Source organism: Rhizobacter sp. Root1221 (assembly GCF_001425785.1).
Classification (GTDB): domain Bacteria; phylum Pseudomonadota; class Gammaproteobacteria; order Burkholderiales; family Burkholderiaceae_C; genus Rhizobacter.
This window is the reverse complement of the sequence record NZ_LMDI01000076.1, coordinates 93643-110629: the sequence shown is the minus strand read 5'-3', so window position 1 is coordinate 110629 and position 16987 is coordinate 93643. Positions and strand designations below refer to the sequence as shown.

The 16987-nt window shown below is 69.3% G+C and carries 16 protein-coding genes; 11 read left to right on the top strand and 5 right to left on the bottom strand.

The features are described 5' to 3' along the window. Nucleotides 1–14 precede the first annotated feature (14 nt). The 6 genes from ASC87_RS29910 to ASC87_RS29885 all read left to right on the top strand — a co-directional run bounded on the left by ASC87_RS29910 (nucleotide 15) and on the right by ASC87_RS29885 (nucleotide 7948). Nucleotides 15–659 carry a hypothetical protein gene (locus ASC87_RS29910; protein ID WP_056671871.1) on the top strand — a complete coding sequence of 215 codons (645 nt, stop codon included), beginning with the start codon at nucleotides 15–17 and terminating at the stop codon, nucleotides 657–659. Continuing rightward, entirely contained in the window at nucleotides 644–1315 is a 672-nt protein-coding gene (locus tag ASC87_RS29905) for a lytic transglycosylase domain-containing protein (protein WP_235582348.1), read from the top strand. Before ASC87_RS29910 ends, ASC87_RS29905 begins: the two co-directional genes overlap by 16 nt. Further along, a complete protein-coding gene (gene parC, locus ASC87_RS29900) occupies nucleotides 1312–3606 on the top strand; it encodes a DNA topoisomerase IV subunit A (protein ID WP_056671868.1) in 2295 nt (764 codons plus the stop codon). The genes ASC87_RS29905 and parC overlap by 4 nt, the downstream gene beginning before the upstream one ends. 69 nt (nucleotides 3607–3675) lie before the next feature. Continuing rightward, nucleotides 3676–5331 carry an MFS transporter gene (locus tag ASC87_RS29895; RefSeq protein WP_056671865.1) on the top strand — a complete coding sequence of 552 codons (1656 nt, stop codon included), beginning with the start codon at nucleotides 3676–3678 and terminating at the stop codon, nucleotides 5329–5331. A 10-nt stretch (nucleotides 5332–5341) separates the two neighbouring features. Next, on the top strand, nucleotides 5342–6481 hold the full coding sequence (locus tag ASC87_RS29890; protein WP_056671863.1) for an MFS transporter: 1140 nt from the start codon (nucleotides 5342–5344) through the stop codon (nucleotides 6479–6481). Nucleotides 6482–6646: 165 nt separating this feature from the next. Next, nucleotides 6647–7948 (top strand): UDP-N-acetylglucosamine 1-carboxyvinyltransferase, encoded by a 1302-nt coding sequence (locus ASC87_RS29885; RefSeq protein WP_056672172.1) that lies wholly within the window; start codon nucleotides 6647–6649, stop codon nucleotides 7946–7948. Nucleotides 7949–8283: 335 nt separating this feature from the next. Here the strand turns inward: ASC87_RS29885 and ASC87_RS29880 are convergent, their stop codons facing one another. Both ASC87_RS29880 and ASC87_RS29875 read right to left on the bottom strand, forming a co-directional pair. After that, nucleotides 8284–8655, bottom strand: coding sequence for a hypothetical protein (locus ASC87_RS29880; RefSeq protein WP_056671860.1), 372 nt, complete (start codon nucleotides 8653–8655; stop codon nucleotides 8284–8286). 123 nt (nucleotides 8656–8778) lie between these two features. Beyond that, the gene (locus tag ASC87_RS29875; protein ID WP_056671857.1) at nucleotides 8779–9687 is read right to left on the bottom strand and encodes a YihY/virulence factor BrkB family protein; all 909 of its coding nucleotides are present in this window, start codon (nucleotides 9685–9687) and stop codon (nucleotides 8779–8781) included. Between the two features lie 155 nt (nucleotides 9688–9842). Between ASC87_RS29875 and ASC87_RS29870 the strand changes: the two genes are divergently transcribed. Next, the gene (locus ASC87_RS29870; RefSeq protein ID WP_056671854.1) at nucleotides 9843–10100 is read left to right on the top strand and encodes a hypothetical protein; all 258 of its coding nucleotides are present in this window, start codon (nucleotides 9843–9845) and stop codon (nucleotides 10098–10100) included. Between the two features lie 69 nt (nucleotides 10101–10169). Here the strand turns inward: ASC87_RS29870 and ASC87_RS29865 are convergent, their stop codons facing one another. The 3 genes from ASC87_RS29865 to ASC87_RS29855 all read right to left on the bottom strand — a co-directional run bounded on the left by ASC87_RS29865 (nucleotide 10170) and on the right by ASC87_RS29855 (nucleotide 11560). After that, a complete protein-coding gene (locus ASC87_RS29865; RefSeq protein WP_056671851.1) occupies nucleotides 10170–10532 on the bottom strand; it encodes a hypothetical protein in 363 nt (120 codons plus the stop codon). A 68-nt stretch (nucleotides 10533–10600) separates the two neighbouring features. Continuing rightward, nucleotides 10601–11101 carry a disulfide bond formation protein B gene (locus tag ASC87_RS29860; RefSeq protein WP_056671849.1) on the bottom strand — a complete coding sequence of 167 codons (501 nt, stop codon included), beginning with the start codon at nucleotides 11099–11101 and terminating at the stop codon, nucleotides 10601–10603. 3 nt (nucleotides 11102–11104) lie between these two features. Beyond that, nucleotides 11105–11560 (bottom strand): RidA family protein, encoded by a 456-nt coding sequence (locus ASC87_RS29855; RefSeq protein WP_056671846.1) that lies wholly within the window; start codon nucleotides 11558–11560, stop codon nucleotides 11105–11107. Between the two features lie 75 nt (nucleotides 11561–11635). Here ASC87_RS29855 and ASC87_RS29850 point away from each other — a divergent pair, with 75 nt between their 5' ends. The 4 genes from ASC87_RS29850 to ASC87_RS29835 all read left to right on the top strand — a co-directional run bounded on the left by ASC87_RS29850 (nucleotide 11636) and on the right by ASC87_RS29835 (nucleotide 16974). Beyond that, a complete protein-coding gene (locus ASC87_RS29850) occupies nucleotides 11636–14053 on the top strand; it encodes a DNA internalization-related competence protein ComEC/Rec2 (RefSeq protein ID WP_235582347.1) in 2418 nt (805 codons plus the stop codon). A 4-nt stretch (nucleotides 14054–14057) separates the two neighbouring features. Further along, a complete protein-coding gene (locus ASC87_RS29845) occupies nucleotides 14058–14324 on the top strand; it encodes a hypothetical protein (RefSeq protein ID WP_056671843.1) in 267 nt (88 codons plus the stop codon). 243 nt (nucleotides 14325–14567) lie between these two features. After that, nucleotides 14568–16004, top strand: a complete 1437-nt coding sequence (locus tag ASC87_RS29840) for a circularly permuted type 2 ATP-grasp protein (protein ID WP_056671840.1) — start codon at nucleotides 14568–14570, stop codon at nucleotides 16002–16004. A gap of 4 nt (nucleotides 16005–16008) precedes the next feature. Next, nucleotides 16009–16974, top strand: a complete 966-nt coding sequence (locus tag ASC87_RS29835; protein ID WP_056671837.1) for an alpha-E domain-containing protein — start codon at nucleotides 16009–16011, stop codon at nucleotides 16972–16974. Nucleotides 16975–16987 lie beyond the last annotated feature (13 nt).

Sequence of the window (16987 nt, the reverse complement as noted above, 5' to 3'; positions counted from 1 at the left end):
ACACGGACACCCCAATGAACGCTTCTGCTTCCGCTCCCGCCGCCGCCCAGCCCCTCCTGAAGTCGGGCGCCCGCTACACCATCGAGGTGGGCCGCTGCATCCTGTTCGGCGTGGTGATCAGCGCCGTGTGCGCGGGCCTGTTCTTCTGGCTGTCCGACCGCACCATGCACCGCGGCATCGTGGTGGTGCTGTCGGCGCTCGTGTTTCCGGTGCTGTACGGGCTGGCCGGGCACCAGCGCGGCATCGGCCGCGCGCTGGCCACGCTGTGCCGTTCGCACGGCGGGTACCTCTATGACCACACGCTGGGGCGCTTCCTCGACACCATCGAGTCGCGCCGGCCCGGGGCCATCGCGACCGCCTTCTCGTCGCCGCGCAAGCTGGTGCAGTCGTTCCGCACGTACCTGCACGAAAACCCCGGCATGCCACGCATGATGCGGCGCGTGGCGTTGCATTACGTGGGCCGCGTGGGCGAACAGATCGACGAGGGCACGCTCACGCAGCACAACATGGTGGTCGACGGCCGGGTGAATGCGGCGGCGCTGCGGCACTGGGCCGTCGAACGCATGCACGACCAGTTCCTGCCCAGCTGGAAGGGGTTCGGCATCGTGTTCTCGCTGCAGGTGCTGGCCACCGGAGCCCTGGTGTGGGCGTCGCGCTGAACCTCGCGGCCACACTGCTCGCATTGGCCCCGCTGCTGGCCCGGGCCGAGCTGTGGGGTTACGTGGATGGCGCGGGCGTCGCCCACGTGGCGTCCACGCAGGTGGACGCCCGCTACCGCCGGTTGCTGGGCGACCCCGCCACGCAGCGGGTGCCGGGCAAGTCCGACAGCGCGGGTGGCCTGCTGACGTGGCTCGAAATCGCGCCGGAGGTGCGTTCGCTGCAGCCCGTGCTGCGTGAGGCGGCCGCCACCCACGGCATCGACATCGAACTGCTGAAGGCCCTCATCACGGTGGAAAGCGGCTTCAACGCACGGGCGGTGTCGCCGCGCGGGGCCGTGGGGCTGATGCAGCTCATGCCCGCCACGGCAGACGCCACCACCGAACAACTGCTCGACCCGCGTACCAACGTGCTGGCCGGCGCCCGGCTGATGGCCGGCCTGATGCGCCGGCACGACGGCATCGACGTGGCCCTGGCCGCGTGGAATGCCGGTGAAGGCACGGTGCGCCAACATGGCGGCAAGATGCCGCCCCTTCCCGAAACCCGGGCGCACGTGCACCAGGTGCTCGAACTCTACTGGGCGCTGCTGCAGGCACGCCCGCCCGCGCCCGCGTCGCGGCTGCGCATCCAACCGAATCTTTCCGAAACCGCACGATGAACGAAGACCAACCCGATACCGGCGACAGCGTCACGCTGGCCCATTACGCCGAACGCGCCTACCTCGAGTACGCCCTGAGCGTGGTCAAGGGCCGCGCGCTGCCCGACGTCTGCGACGGCCAGAAGCCGGTGCAGCGGCGCATCCTCTACTCGATGGAGCGCATGGGCCTCGCGTTCACCACCGCCAGCGGCCCGAAGGCCGTCAAGAGCGCGCGGGTGGTGGGCGATGTGCTGGGCAAGTACCACCCGCACGGCGACCAATCGGCGTACGACGCGATGGTGCGCATGGCGCAGGACTTCTCGCTGCGCTACCCGCTGGTCGACGGCCAGGGCAACTTCGGCTCGCGCGATGGTGACGGCGCGGCGGCCATGCGGTACACGGAAGCGCGCCTCGCGCCCATCACGCGGCTGTTGCTCGACGAGATCGACGAAGGCACGGTCGACTTCATCCCCAACTACGACGGTGAATTCGAGGAACCGCGCCAGCTGCCGGCCCGCCTGCCGTTCGTGCTGCTCAACGGCGCGAGCGGCATCGCCGTGGGCCTGGCCACCGAAATCCCGTCGCACAACTTGCGTGAAGTGGCCGCGGCCGCGGTGGCGCTGATCCGCAACGACCGGCTGTCCGACGACGAACTCGCCACGCACATCCTGGGGCCCGACTACGCAGGTGGCGGCCAGATCATCAGCGGCCCGGAGGAGATCCGCGCGGCGTATGCCACGGGCCGCGGCAACCTGAAGGTGCGCGCACGCTGGAAGATCGAGGAACTGGCGCGCGGCCAGTGGCAGCTCGTGGTCACCGAGTTGCCGCCGGGCACCAGTTCGCAGAAGGTGCTGGAGGAAATCGAGGAGCTGACGAACCCGAAGGTCAAGGCGGGCAAGAAGGCCTTGTCGGCGGAACAGGTCCAGCTCAAGGTCACCGTGCTGTCGGTGCTGGACGCGGTGCGCGACGAGTCGAGCAAGGACTCGGCGGTGCGCCTCGTGTTCGAACCGAAGACGAGCCGCATCGAGCAGGCCGAACTGATCACCACGCTGCTCGCGCACACCAGCTTGGAGAGCTCGTCGTCGATCAACCTGACGATGATTGGCAGCGACGGCCGGCCCACGCAGAAGACGCTGCGCCAGGTGCTGACCGAATGGTGTGCGTTCCGTGCCGAGACCGTGCAGCGCCGCTCGCAGTTCCGCCTGGACAAGGTGCTGGGCCGCATCCACATCCTCGAAGGCCGGCAGCTCGTGCTGCTGAACATCGACGAGGTGATCCACATCATCCGCAACTCGGACGAGCCCAAGGCCGCGCTGATCGAACGCTTCAAGCTGAGCGACCGGCAGGCCGAGGACATCCTCGAACTCCGCCTGCGTCAACTTGCCAAGCTCGAGGCCATCAAGATCGAGCAGGACCTTGCGAACCTGCGCACCGACCAGGCCAAGCTCGAGGACATCCTGAACAACCCGTCGTCGCTCAAGCGCACGGTCATCAAGGAGATCGAGGCCGACGCCAAGCAGTTCGGCGACGACCGCCGCACGCTGATCCAGGCGGAAAAGCGTGCCGTGGCCGAGGTGAAGGTGATCGACGAACCCGTGACCGTGGTGGTCAGCCTGAAGGGCTGGGTGCGGGCGCTCAAGGGGCACGAGATCGAGGTGGGTGGCCTCGGCTTCAAGGCGGGTGACGCGCTGTACGGTGTGTTCCCGTGCCGCACGGTCGACACCCTGCTCGTGTTCGGCAGCAACGGCCGCGTGTACTCCACGCCGGTGGCGGGGCTGCCGGGCGGGCGCGGTGACGGCCAGCCCATCACCACGCTCGTGGAACTCGAATCGGGCACGCAGCCGCTGCACTACTTCGCGGCCAGCGCCGACACCACGCTGCTGCTGGCCAACACCGGCGGGTTCGGCCTGCTGGCCAATGCCGGTGACCTGGTCAGCCGCCAGAAGGGGGGCAAGGGGTTCCTCGCGCTCGAGGCCGACGAGAAGGTGTTGCCGCCCGTGCCGGTGGCCGCCGGCCACAGCCAGGTGGCATGTCTGAGCCTCACCGGGCGGCTGCTGGTGTTCGGCCTGTCCGAGCTGAAGCTGCAGCCCAAGGGCGGCCGCGGCCTCACGCTGATGGACGTGGATGCGAACGACCCGCTGGTCTCCGTGGCCACCTGCGCGAATTCGCTGAAGGTGCAGGGAGCGGGCCGCGGGGGCAAGGCGAAGGAGGACACGCTGGGTGCCACCGCGCTGTCTGCCCACGTGGGCAAACGGGCCCGCAAGGGCAAGGTGGTGGACGGCATCAAGGCGTCACGCGTCTTGCCGAACTGATTCGATTCGGGAACGCTGGTGCGGGAACGTTAACACCCTCGGCGGCAGGGCCGTCGGATCTTCGATAGGATGGTCGGCTCTCCTCCGGAGCCTGCCATTCCGAAGCCGCCCCCCGCAACCTCCGCAGCCCCCGCGGCCATCCCGCCGGTGTCGCCGTGGGCACCGTTGTCGCAGCCCGTGTTCCGCATGTTGTGGAGCGCCTGGCTGACGGCCAACATCTGCATGTGGATGAACGACGTGGCGGCGGCGTGGATGATGACCTCGCTGACCACGTCGCCGGTGATGGTGGCGCTGGTGCAATCCGCCTCCACCTTGCCGGTGTTCCTGCTGGGCCTGCCCAGCGGGGCGCTCGCCGACATCCTCGACCGCCGGCGCTACTTCATCGTCACCCAGTTCTGGGTGGCGGCCGTGGGCACGCTGCTGTACTTCGTGACCGTGAGCGACGGCATCAGCGCGCCGCTGCTGCTGGCGCTGACGTTCGCCAACGGCATTGGCCTCGCGATGCGCTGGCCGGTGTTCGCCGCCATCATCCCCGAACTCATTCCCCGCAACCAGCTGCCGGCGGCGCTTGCGCTGAACGGCCTGGCGATGAACGCGTCGCGCATCGTGGGCCCCATCTTCGCCGGGGCGCTGATCGCCACCGCGGGCAGCGCCTACGTGTTCGCGCTCAATGCCGTGCTGTCGGTGGGTGCGGGCTTCGTCATCATGCGGTGGAAGTCCGAGCCGAAGGTGAGCGCCTTGCCGGGCGAGCGCTTCTGGGGCGCCATCCGCGTGGGGGTGCAGCACGTGCGCCAGTCGTCGCAGATGCACGGGTTGCTGCTGCGCATCTCGGTGTTTTTCGTGCAGGCCGTGGGCCTTGCGTCGCTGCTGCCGCTCGTGGCGCGCAACCTGCCGGGCGGTGACGCCGGAACCTTCACGCTGCTGCTCGCGTCGATGGGGTTCGGCGCGGTGATCGCCGCGGCCAACATGCCACGCGTCCGGCAGCGCCTGGACGGCGACAAGCTCGTGCGCACCGGGGTCTTCGTGCAGGCGGTGGCGGCCATCGTGGTGGCCTTTGCACCCAACGCGTGGGTGGCGTCGCCGGCCATGATGGTGGCGGGCATGGCGGTGATCTCGGTGGCCAACACCCTCGTCGTGTCGGCCCAGCTCTCGTTGCCCAACTGGGTGCGCGCGCGGGGCATGTCCATCTACCAGATGTCGCTGATGGGTGGCAGCGCGTTCGGGGCGGCGCTGTGGGGGCAGCTCGCGTCCTTCACCTCGCTGAAGGTCAGCCTCTGCACGTCGGCCGTCGTGGGCGTGATCGCCATGACCGTGGTGCGCCGCCTGAAGCCCGTCTCCGATGACGCGCTGGAAGACATGACGCTGCTGCAGGTGTGGAAGGCCCCGGTGATGCCGGTGGAGCCCAGCGCCGGCCCGGTGATGACCACCATCGAGTACCACATCGACCCGGCCCGGGCCGACGAATTCCGCGAGGTGATGCTCGCCACCAAACGCAGCCGGCTGCGCCAGGGTGCGTTGTCGTGCGAGCTGTTCCGCGACCCGTCCGTGCCCGGCCGCTACCTCGAGTACATGCTCGATGAATCCTGGGTCGAACACCTGCGGCGTTTCGACCGGGTCACGGCCCACGACGTCTCGTTGCGCGAACGCCGCCTCGAATTGCACATCGGCGATGGCCCGCCGGTGGTTTCACGCTGCCTGGCCGAACCGCTGCATCCGCCCCATTGAGGCCGTCCCGATGATCGAACCCCTCTACGCGTGGGGCCTGCGGGCCCTCTTTCTCGTGGCTGGCGTGCTGTTCGCCACGTGGGGCGTGCACGTGCCCACGGTGAAGCTGCACTATGGCCTGGGCGAGCAGGCGCTCGCGCTCGCGATGCTGGCCGGGGGTGTGGGGGCCATCGGTGGCCTGACGCAGGCCGGGCGGCTCATCGGGCGGCACGGGCCGCGGGTGGTGGCGCTGGCCGCCGGGGCGGTGTGCGCGGCCAGCATCGGGTTGCTGCTCGCCTTCGACGATGTCACCGCCTTGTGGGCACTGATGGTCGTGTTCGGGGTGTCGAACAGCCTGCTCGACGTGTCCATCAACGTGGCGGCCACCGACCTCGAAGCCCGTGCCGGCCGCCCGTTGATGAGCGGGTTCCACGGCATGTTCAGCCTGGGCGGCATGGTGGGTGCGGCGGTGGGCGGGGCGCTGCTGGCCGGCGGCGTGGCTCCCACGAGCCACCTCATGGCCGCCACGCTGGCCGGGCTCGTGCTCGTGGGTTTCGGCTGCTGGACCATGCCCCGGCTCGCGAAGGCGGGTGAGGGCGGCGGCAGTGCCTTCATCCTGCCGCGTGGCACGCTGCTGCTGATCGGGGTGTTGGCCGCGCTCGGCCTCATCGCCGAAGGGGCCATGTATGACTGGAGCGTGTTGTACGTGAAGCAGGAACTGCAGTCGGACGCGCCCACGGCCGCACTCGCCTACGCGAGTTTCAGCGGGGCGATGGCCGCGGCCCGTTTTGGTGGCGACTGGGTGCGGTCGCGGTTGTCGTCTGCCTTGCTGGTGCGCGCCAGCGGCCTGCTGGCCGCGGCGGGCATGAGCCTCGCACTGCTGACACGGTCGCCCGAGGTGGCGCTGTTCGGGTTCGCGCTGGTAGGCCTCGGGTTCGCGAACATCGTGCCGGTGCTGTTCAGCGCGGCGGCCACCGTGCCCGGCATCAAGCCCGCTGACGGCATCGCGGCCGTGGCCTCGCTGGGCTACTTCGGGATGATGGTGGGGCCGCCGTTGATCGGGTTCGTGGCCGAACACCGGTCGCTCACGTCCGGCCTGGCCACCGTGGTGCTGGCGGCCGTGCTGCTGGCGGCCGCGGCACGGACAGCGCTGCGCCCGGCCGCGAACTGACGGCTCGCGGGGCCCGGCGGCTTCACCGGGACTTCACAAAAGTCCCGTTTCCCTTCGAACGGCGTTCTCATCGCGGGCGGATGCTCCGTGTCGACCCTGCCATCCCGGCGGGGCGATACCGGAGAAAGAAGACCCGCCATGCACGCCGACACCGCCACGTCCCCGCTGTCCGACCTGATCGTCCATGGGGGCACCCCCCTGCGCGGACGCATCGTGCCGTCGGCGAACAAGAACGCGGTGCTGCCCATCCTGTGTGCCACGCTGCTGACGCGCGAGCCGGTGCGCCTGCGTGGGGTGCCCGACATCACGGACGTGCGCAAGATCCTCGACATCTTCCGCGCGCTCGGCAGCGCGGTCGACATGGACTTCCACACGGGCGTGCTGGAAGTCCACCACCTCGACACCGCCTTCGACGAAGACCGCGACCGCCTGCCCGAGGCGATGCGGTCGTCCGTCATGCTGGTGCCGCCGCTGCTGGCACGCTTCGGGGTGGCCCGCATCGAGAACGACGTGAAGGGCTGCACGCTGGGCGTGCGCGAGATCGACCCTCACGTGGAAGTGTTCGAGCGCTTCGGCGCCGCCGTGGAACGTGCCGACGGGGCGCTGCTGATCCGCTCGCTGCGCCCGCTGGATGCCACGCAACACTGGCTCGACTACGCGTCGGTCACCACCACCGAGAACTTCGTGCTGTGCGCCGCGCTCGCGCGCGGCACGTCGACGCTGACCAATGCGGCCTCGGAGCCGCACGTGCAGGAGTTCTGTGCGTTCATGTCCGCGATGGGCGCACGCATCTCCGGGCAGGGCACGTCGCTGCTGATGATCGAAGGGGTGGACGAACTGGGCGGCGCCGACTTCACGTTCACGGAAGACTTCCACGAGATCGTGACCTTCCTCGCGCTGGGTGCCATCACCGGCGGCCAGGTGGAGGTGCGCAACAGCTCACCCGACCAGTTCCCGTTGATCGACCGCACGTTCGCCAAGTTCGGCGTGCACGTGAAACACGAGGGCGGCTGGTCGCGTGCCGAAACCCATGGTCCGCTGCGTGTGCGCGAGCCGTTCACGCAGCACATCCTGCAAAAGGTGGAGGCGGCGCCGTGGCCCTACCTGCCGGTGGACCTGCTGCCCATCTTCGTGGCGCTCGGTGTGCAGGCCGAAGGCAGCGTGATGTTCTGGAACAAGGTGTACGACGGCGCCATGGGGTGGACGTCGGAACTCTCGCGTTTCGGTGCCCACGCGTTCCTGTCCGACCCGCACCGGGTGGTCACGTTCGGCGGCAAGCGCCTGGTGCCGGCCACCGTGGAGAGCCCGTACATCATCCGCGTGGCCATCGCGATGCTGATGCTGGCTGCGAGCATCGACGGCAAGTCGGTGATCCGCAAGGCCGCACCCATCCGGCGCGCCCACCCGCGGTTTGCCGAGAACCTGCGGGCGCTGGGCGCGCGGATCGAATGGGTGGTGGGGGAGTGAGCGATGACCGACGTGTTCGACCTGGCGTGCCTGGTGCTGCTCTTCGTCTCCGCCGCAACAGCCTTCGCGCCGCTGCTGGTGCGGCGGCGGTGGTGGGTTCGTGGCGTGTTGGTGTCCCCGGTGGTCTTCGGGGTGTCGGCAGTCGCTGCGTTCGACTGCATGGCGCGCACCGGCGCGCAAGGGCCGGAGGTGTTCGGGCTCGCGCGGCTGCTCACGCTGCTGGCGGCCGTGCTGGCCGCCTGCATCGCCATCCGCTTGCTGTTCGAGACGATCCGCGGTGCAATGGCCGCACACGCCCGTCGCCGGGCGGGTGAGCGTGAAGCTTGCGGGGTGAGTCAGCCTCCGAAACGGTCCAGCACCTTCGCTGCCCATTCGTTGCCGGCTTCGGCCTGCACGCTGCGCACGAGTTCCTGGATCACTTCGTCGGGCACGAACCCCTCGAAGCGGTCCGGGATCACCTTGTCGGCGAGGAACGGGCCACCGTCCAGGAACAGGTAGTTGCCGGCGCTGTCGTGGGGCGTGGCGGTTTCGGGGTCTTCGTAGTGGGTGGAGAACCACCGCCACATCGCGGCCTTCTGCAACGTGGGTTCCGCGGATTCGAGCCAGTCGGGATCGGGCTGGAACCGCGGTGTGTTCACGTCACCGGCCTCGGGCGGCAGGTAGACCAGTTTGCCGTCGGTGATGGTGTCGCTCGCGGTCACGCTCATGGGGATCTCCCTGCTGGATGGTGGAAAGCGGCCGGTGCCGCACTTCCTCCATTTATGCCTCTTGGTACGCCCGCGCGGTGTAGGACGGCTCCTCCGTCGGCTGTGCGGGTTGTCCGGCAAGGTTTACCCTGGGGTCCGCAAACCCGCCGGCGGGGCGGGGTCCAGCCGCTCGAACTCGGAGATCACCTGCGCGCCGAGCAGCAGCAGGCCCGCGGCGAACTCGAGGCTCAACAGCACCACGATGGCTGTGGTGAGCGAGCCGTACACCACGTTCACTTGCGACAGCGTTGCGAAGTACCAGAGCAGCAGGTGGCGGGTGATCTCCCACAGCACCGCCGCGGTGACCCCGCCCACGAGGGCGTGGCGCACGCGCAGCCGGCCTACCGGCATGACCAGGTAGATCGACGTGAGCAAGATCACCTCGCCGGCAAACCCGAGCAGGTACAGCAGCACGCCCGACACGCCGCCGAGCGACCAGTAGCGGCCCACGAACCGCACGCTTTCGTCACCCAGCACCTGGAATGCCCCCGCCACGAGCGTGACGAGGAGCAGGCCCACGCCGAGGCACACGATGTAGCAGTACGGCAGCACCGCCGACACCAGGAAGTGCCGGCGGCGGATGGCAACCCGGTGGTGGAAGATCACCGACATCGCGTTTTCCAGCACGGTGAACGCGAGCGAGCTGAAAAACAGCATCGTGGCGAGCAGCACCCAGCCCATCACGTCGCGGTGGTCCAGGAAGCTCGCCAACTCGCGCACGACCGAGCCCGATTGGCCAGGTACGAGCCATTCGAGGTAGATGCCGAGTGTTTCCAGCAGTTCGGCCTGGTCGATGACGTGGGACAGCGCAATCACCGCCAGGATCAGCAACGGCACGATCGACAGCAGGGCGTAGTACGCGACCGCGCCGGCCAGCAGCAGACCCTGGTTCGCCCTGAAGGCCCGCAGCACCTGCCAGGCGAATCGTGCCGGATGCCGGGCGAGCACGGTCACGTGATGCACGGTGGGCGGGATGGTGTGAGGAAGGGCCATCGTGGTGCAGCGTAACGCCCGCCTCATGCCCCACGGCCATCGTGGCGATTTGCCCATCCCGCAGGTGGGCGGGCCCGACAGCGCGAAGATCACTGGACGGACCCGGGGCGCTGTGTAAGATCGTGGCGTCGCCGTGAGGCGTCGAGGAGCTGGATGTGATCGAGAAGGTGCTGGCGGGGACCGCGTTGGCGGTGTGTGTCGTGATGCTGCTGCGTCTGTGCCTGGGTGCGCGCGCCCGGTACCGTTTCGATCAGGCGTGGCGCGCTGCCGTGCACGCGCCCATGTGGGTGGTGCACCGCGTTCGCGCTTCGCGCGGGGCGGCCGAAGCCATCCGCCGCGCCAAGTCGGCGGGCGAATGGGAAGGCAATGTGTATACGCCCAAGTCGTTCAAGCGGCCGCGCAAACCGCACTGAGCGCGCACTGAGCGCGCACTGAACCAGCACTGAACCAGCACTGAGCGCCGCGAGGCGCCCAGCACCCTGTCAGCGCTTGCGGGCCTGCAGGCCCGAGCGCGATTCCGGATGGGGTGCGCGCTTGGCCCCCGGTGCCGGGGCACGCGTGCGAGCTGACGCCGTGCGCCGTTTGGCATCGGCCCGGTGGGGCGGTGGGGGCGATTCGATGTCGGTCTTCGGGGTCAGTTCACCCACTGGCGGTTGACCCGGCATCGACAGCGACGCCATCCAGAAGCTCCACCACGCGCGGCTGGCACTCACGAGGGTGTCCCAGGCGCGCGATTGCAGCACGAAGGCCTGTTCCGGCGTCCATGGGGCGCGGTACAGCTTGGGGTCGTCGATCGCGGGAGGGTCCCCCGGAGCTGGCGCCCACAGCGAGTTCCAGTGCCACATGTTCGCTCCTTCGATGACCAGAGACGAACAAGTTAGCGCAGGCGCCCCCCGGGGTCAACGCCGTTCGTTCAATGTCCCTGAGGACGGCGTGCGCGGCCCACCACGGCAACCGCCGCGGCCCCCAGCAACACGAACAACGCGAGGCTCCAGTACGCGAACGGCACGCCCAGCACCGACACGGCCGCTTCGGCGCAACTGGCCGTGGCGCTGAAGACCGACGGCAGCAGCGAATCGAGCTTCAGGCCGCTGACCACCTTGTCGGCGAAGGTCAGGTTGCACGAGAAGCTGGCGGCCGCGACCGTGTGCTGGTAAACCGCCGCCGCCACACCCGCCACGGCGGTCAGCAGCGACAGCCCGGCCAGCGGCCGGCGCAAGCGCGGCGCAAGTGCGCCGACGGCGCACAGCACGCCGATCACGACAAACAGCAGGCGCTGCAGCACGCACCACGGGCAAGGGCGCATGTCCCAGCCGTACTGCGCGGCCAGTGCGAGCCCCAGGGCCACGGCGCACGCGGCAGCCATGCCCCACAGCAGGCGCGAGGTGTTGCGGTCGGACAAGGCGGTGGCCATGGGTCAGGCGACCTCGGCGATCAGGTCGATCTCGACACAGGCGCCCAGCGGAATCTGGGCCACGCCGAACGCGGCGCGCGCATGTTTGCCCAGGTCGCCGAACACCTCGCCGATCAGGTCCGAGAAGCCGTTCGTGACCAGGTGCTGTTCGGTGAACGCCGCGGTGCTGTTCACGAGGCTCGTCGCCTTGACGATGCGCGTGACACGGTTCAGGTCACCGACGGCCGCGTGCAGCGTGCCCAGCAGGTCGATGGCCACGGCGCGGGCCGCGAGCCGGCCCGTGGCGGTGTCGATGTTCAGGCCCAGCTGCCCCACCCACGGCTTGCCGTCCAGCTTGGCGATGTGGCCCGACAGGAACACGAGGTTGCCGGTTTGCACGAACGGCACATAGGCGGCGGCAGGCACCGCGACGGGCGGCAGTTCGATGCCGAGGGTTTTCAGGCGGTCGTATACGGACATGGTTCTTCAGGGGGTAGGCGAAGGGGCAAATCCTACACTCGGCCCGGGCCGCTGTCCGGGAACCGGGAATCAAAGGTGAACTCAGGAGTCAATTTCGGGTGGCGGGGCGGGGCGCTGTGTGCCGCCTGGCTCGCGGGCGTGCTCGCCCACCTGCAACTGCGCGAGTTGCCTGCCGCGGGCGGCGTGCTCGCGGTGGTGGCAGCCGGTGCCGCGCTGGCCGTCACGGCCATCCGGCGCCGCCGGGTGGGTTGGGCGTGCGTGGCCGCCATGCTGCTCGGCTTCGGCCTCTCGGCCGGGCAGGCCCTGCATCGGCTCGCGCAGGCGCTGCCCATCCATCTCGAAAGCGAAGACCTCGTGCTCGACGGCACGGTGGCCGCCATGACGCAGGTGCTCGACAACGGGTTGCGCTTCCGGTTCGATGTGCGCACGGCCCACTGGAACGGTGCGCCGGTCGACGTGCCGCCTCACGTGCTGCTGGGCTGGTACGCCGGGTTCGGGGGGCGCGCCACCCCGGGCGGCCCCCCGCCTGACTTCCGCGCGGGCGACCGCTGGCGCTTCACCGTTCGCCTGCGCCGGCCGCACGGGCTGCGCAACCCGAACGGGTTCGACCAGGAACTTCACCTGTTCGAGCAGGGCCTGCGCGCCGTGGGTTCGGTGAAACCGGGTTCGGGCGCGGCCCCCGAGCGCCTCGGCACGGGCTGGGCCCACCCGGTGGAACGGGCGCGCCAGCACGTGCGCGACACCCTCTTCGCCACGGTGCCCGGCCCGCGCGAAGCAGGGGTGCTGGCCGCGCTGGCCGTGGGCGACCAGTCCGCCATCGATCGCCACGACTGGCAGGTCTTCCGCGACACCGGCATCGCCCACCTCGTCAGCATCAGTGGGCTCCACATCACGATGTTCGCCTGGGTCGCGGGCTGGGGGCTGCGCCGCCTCTGGGCCCGCAGCACCGCGGCCTGCTTGTGCGTGCCGGCGCCCGTGGCGGGGCGCGTGGGCGGCTTGGCGGCCGCGCTGGCCTATGCCGCGTTCGCCGGGTGGGGCGTGCCGGCGCAACGCACGGTGTGGATGCTCGCCACGGTCACGCTGCTGCAGGCGGCGGGGGGGCGCTGGCCGCTGCCGCTGGTGCTGCTGTTGGCCGCCGCGGTGGTGAGCGCGGCCGACCCCTGGGCGCTGCTGCAGGCCGGCTTCTGGTTGTCGTTCGGCGCGGTGGCCTTGCTGATGGTGTCGTCGGGCCCCGGCGCGCCGGCAGCCGCCACCCGGTTGTGGGATGCGGTGGTGCGCGGGCTCCGCAACGGCGTGAAGACCCAGCTGGTGGCCAGCGCGGGCCTCGCACCCCTGTCGCTGATGCTGTTCCAGCAGGTGTCGGTGGTGGGTTTCGTGGCCAACCTCGTGGCCATCCCGCTGTTCACGCTGGCCATCACGCCGCTGGCGCTGCTGGGCGTGCTGTGCGCGCCGCTGTGGCTGGCAGGGGCCTGGCTCGTGCAGCAGGCCGGGGTGGTGCTGCAGGCCATCAGCACCTGGCCGGGCGGGGTGTGGACGTCGCCCGCCGCCCCGGCCTGGGCGCAGCTGGCGAGCCTGTGCGGGGCGGCGTGCCTCGTGATGCCGTTGCCCTGGCGCCTGCGGCTGCTGGCCGTGCCGCTGTTGGTGCCCCTGGCCCTGCCGGCGGTGCCGCGGCCCGCGCACGGGCGCTTCGAGTTGCTCGCGGCCGACGTGGGGCAGGGCACGGCGGTGCTGGTGCGCACGCGGTCTCACCTGCTCGTCTACGACACCGGCCCGCAGTACTCACCCGACACCAATGCCGGTGAACGGGTGCTGCTGCCGCTGCTTCGGGCGCGGGGAGAACACCACATCGACCGCCTGACGCTCAGCCACCGCGACACCGACCACGTGGGCGGCGCCGAAGCGCTCCTCACCGCGCTGCCGGTGCATGAACTGCTCAGTTCACTCGAACCCGGCCACCCGTTGCTGGGCCTGGCGCACGCCGACCGCCGCTGTGACGCGGGCCAGTCGTGGGTGTGGGACGGCGTGCAATTCGACGTGCTGCACCCGCTCGACACCGACCATGCGCGCCCACTGAAACCCAACGCGAAATCGTGTGTGCTGCGGGTGCAGGGCGACAACGGCAGTGCGCTGCTGGCGGGTGACATCGAACGGGCGCAGGAGGCGCAGCTGGTGGCCGCGGGCGCACCCCTGGCCAGCGACGTGCTGCTGGTGCCCCACCACGGGAGCCGCACCTCGTCCACCGCGGCGTTCCTCGATGCGGTGCAGCCGTCGGTGGCGCTGATCCAGGCGGGTTACCGCAACCGCTTCGGCCACCCGGTGGCCGAGGTGCTCGGCCGGCTCGAAGACCGCGGGGTGAAGGTGTTCACCAGCCCGGCCTGCGGCGCATGGCACTGGTCCGGCGACGGCACCGCGGCCGGCGGGCGCTGCGAGCGGCCCACGTCGGCACGATACTGGCACGCGCGTGGCACGTTGCCACCAGATGGGCGAAAATGACCCGATGAGCAGTATCGACCCCGCCTTGTTTGTTGTCGTGGCCGGCGCGCTGGCCGCAGGTGTGGCCGTGCCCTGGGCGTGGGACCGCTGCCGCGACCACCTGCGCCGCCGGGCCGCGGCCCGCAGCGAGGCCGACCGCCGGGCGCACCGCGCCAAGGCCGACCACTGGTGGCGCCAGAACAGCCACTCCACCATGCCCCACTCGCGCCTGTTCGAATCGGCGTTCGACGACCCGGGCCGGTCGATGTTCCGGCCTTCCCAGCACCCTTGATCCCCCGGCACCGGTTCCACGATCGCGTGGGCCGCCACGGCCACCGGCGCACCGGGTTGGACTTCGGTGCAAATTCGGTGGTACACCACTCCCTGGGATGGTGCGAAATCGCGGGGTCGACAGCCCGGATTCCGGGGTAAATCGGGCGGATGCCTGCATGCAGTGCATCGGTCTGGCAGTGCACCATGGCGGTGATCGCGTGGCCTGGATATTGCTAAGTTGGTCTTCGAGGAGAGACTGCGAATGATTTCGAGCTTTGACGAGATGCAGGCGAGCCCTGACCAGGTGCGAGAGCACTACCGGCTCTATGACCGTTGGCTGTCACAGCAACCCGGCGACGTGATGCGTTCACGCCGCGAAGAGGCGGAGATGATCTTCCGTCGCGTGGGGATCACGTTCGCCGTCTACGGCGCGAAGGACGAGGACGGCAGCGGCACGGAACGCCTGATCCCCTTCGACCTGATCCCCCGCGTGATCCCGGCCCACGAATGGGCCGAGATGGAAAAGGGCCTCGTGCAGCGGGTCACGGCGCTCAACCGTTTCATCCACGACGTGTACCACGGGCAGGACATCATCCGCGCGGGCATCGTGCCGGGTGAGCAGATCTTCAAGAACGCGCAGTTCCGGCCCGAGATGATGGGCGTGGACGTGCCCGAGCGCGTGTACTCCCACATCAGCGGCATCGACATCGTGCGCGCGGCGAATCCCGATGGCAGCGGTTCGTACTACGTGCTGGAAGACAACCTGCGCGTGCCGAGCGGCGTGAGCTACATGCTCGAGAACCGCAAGATGATGATGCGGCTCTTCCCCGAGCTCTTCAGCCAGCACCGCGTGGCCCCGGTGGCGCACTACCCCGACCTGCTGCTCGAAACGCTGCGTGGCGTGGCGCCGGCCGCGGTCAACGACCCCACGGTGGTGGTGCTCACCCCGGGCATGTACAACAGTGCCTACTTCGAACACGCCTTCCTCGCGCAGCAGATGGGCGTCGAACTCGTCGAGGGCCAGGACCTCTTCGTGCGCGACAACTTCGTCTACATGCGCACCACGCAGGGCCCGAAGCGGGTGGACGTGATCTACCGCCGCGTCGACGACGACTTCCTCGACCCGCTCGCGTTCCGCCCCGACAGCACGCTCGGTTGCGCGGGCCTGCTGAGCGTGTACCGCGCCGGCAACGTGACGTTGTCGAACGCCATCGGCACGGGCATCGCCGACGACAAGTCGATCTACCCGTACGTGCCGAAGATGATCGAGTTCTACCTCGGCGAAAAACCCATCCTCAACAACGTGCCCACGTACCAGTGCCGCGAGGAGGAAGACCTCAAGTACGTGCTCGACCACCTGCCCGAGCTGGTGGTCAAGGAAGTGCACGGTGCCGGCGGCTACGGCATGCTCGTGGGCCCGGCCTCCACGAAGGAGGAGATCGCCGACTTCCGCAAGGTGCTCATCGCCAACGCGTCGGGTTACATCGCACAGCCCACGCTGGCGCTGTCCACGTGCCCCACGTTCGTGGAGAGCGGCATCGCGCCGCGCCACATCGACCTGCGCCCGTTCGTGCTGAGCGGCAAGGACGTGCAGATGGTGCCGGGCGGCCTGACCCGCGTGGCGCTGAAGGAGGGATCGCTCGTCGTCAACTCGTCGCAAGGCGGGGGTACAAAGGACACCTGGGTGCTGGAGGCCTGAACATATGCTGTCGAGAACCGCTGATCACCTCTACTGGATGGCGCGCTACATGGAGCGGGCCGAGAACACCGCCCGGATGCTGGACGTCAACTATCAGACGTCGCTGCTGCCCCAGTCCGCCGACACCGCCGAAAACGGCTGGAAGGGCCTGCTCAGCATTTCCGAGCTGACCGAGGACTACACCTCGCGCTACGGCGCCGTCACCGATCGCAAGATCATGGACTACATGGTGGGCGACGAGCGCAACCCGTCCAGCATCTACAGCTGCCTGATGGCCGCACGTGAAAACGCGCGGGCCGTGCGCGGCACGCTGACCACCGAGGTGTGGGAAACGCAGAACCAGACCTGGCTCGAGTTCCAGCGCATGTTGCGCAACAAGAGCTTCCAGAAAGACCCGGGCGAAAGTTTCGAGTGGGTGAAGTTCCGCTCTCACCTGTCGCGCGGGGTCACCGTGGGCACCATGCTGCAGGACGAGGCGTTCCACTTCCTGCGCATCGGCAGCTTCCTCGAACGCGCCGACAACACCGCCCGCATGCTCGACGTGAAGTTCCATGCCGTGGAGAGCGAGTTCTTCGGCACCGCGGGGCCCAATGGCAAGGACCAGGAGTACGACTTCTACCACTGGTCCGCCATCCTGCGGTCGGTGTCCGGCTTCGAGGTGTACCGCAAGGCCTACCGCAACGTGATCCGGCCGGAGAAGGTGGCCGAGTTGCTGATCCTGCGGTCCGACATGCCGCGGTCGCTCGCGGCGTGCATGGACGAGGTGGTGTCGAACCTGCACCACGTCGCCAACGAACAGTCGGGCGACACCTTGCGCCGGGCCGGGCGCCTGCAGGCCGACCTGAAGTTCGGCCGCATCGACGAGATCCTCGCGACGGGTCTGCACGCGTTCCTCACCCAGTTCCTCGACCGCGTGGGCACGCTGGGCGTTGGCATCAGCCGCGATTTCCTCGTGCCCGTGGCCGCCTGACCGACACGCTGCC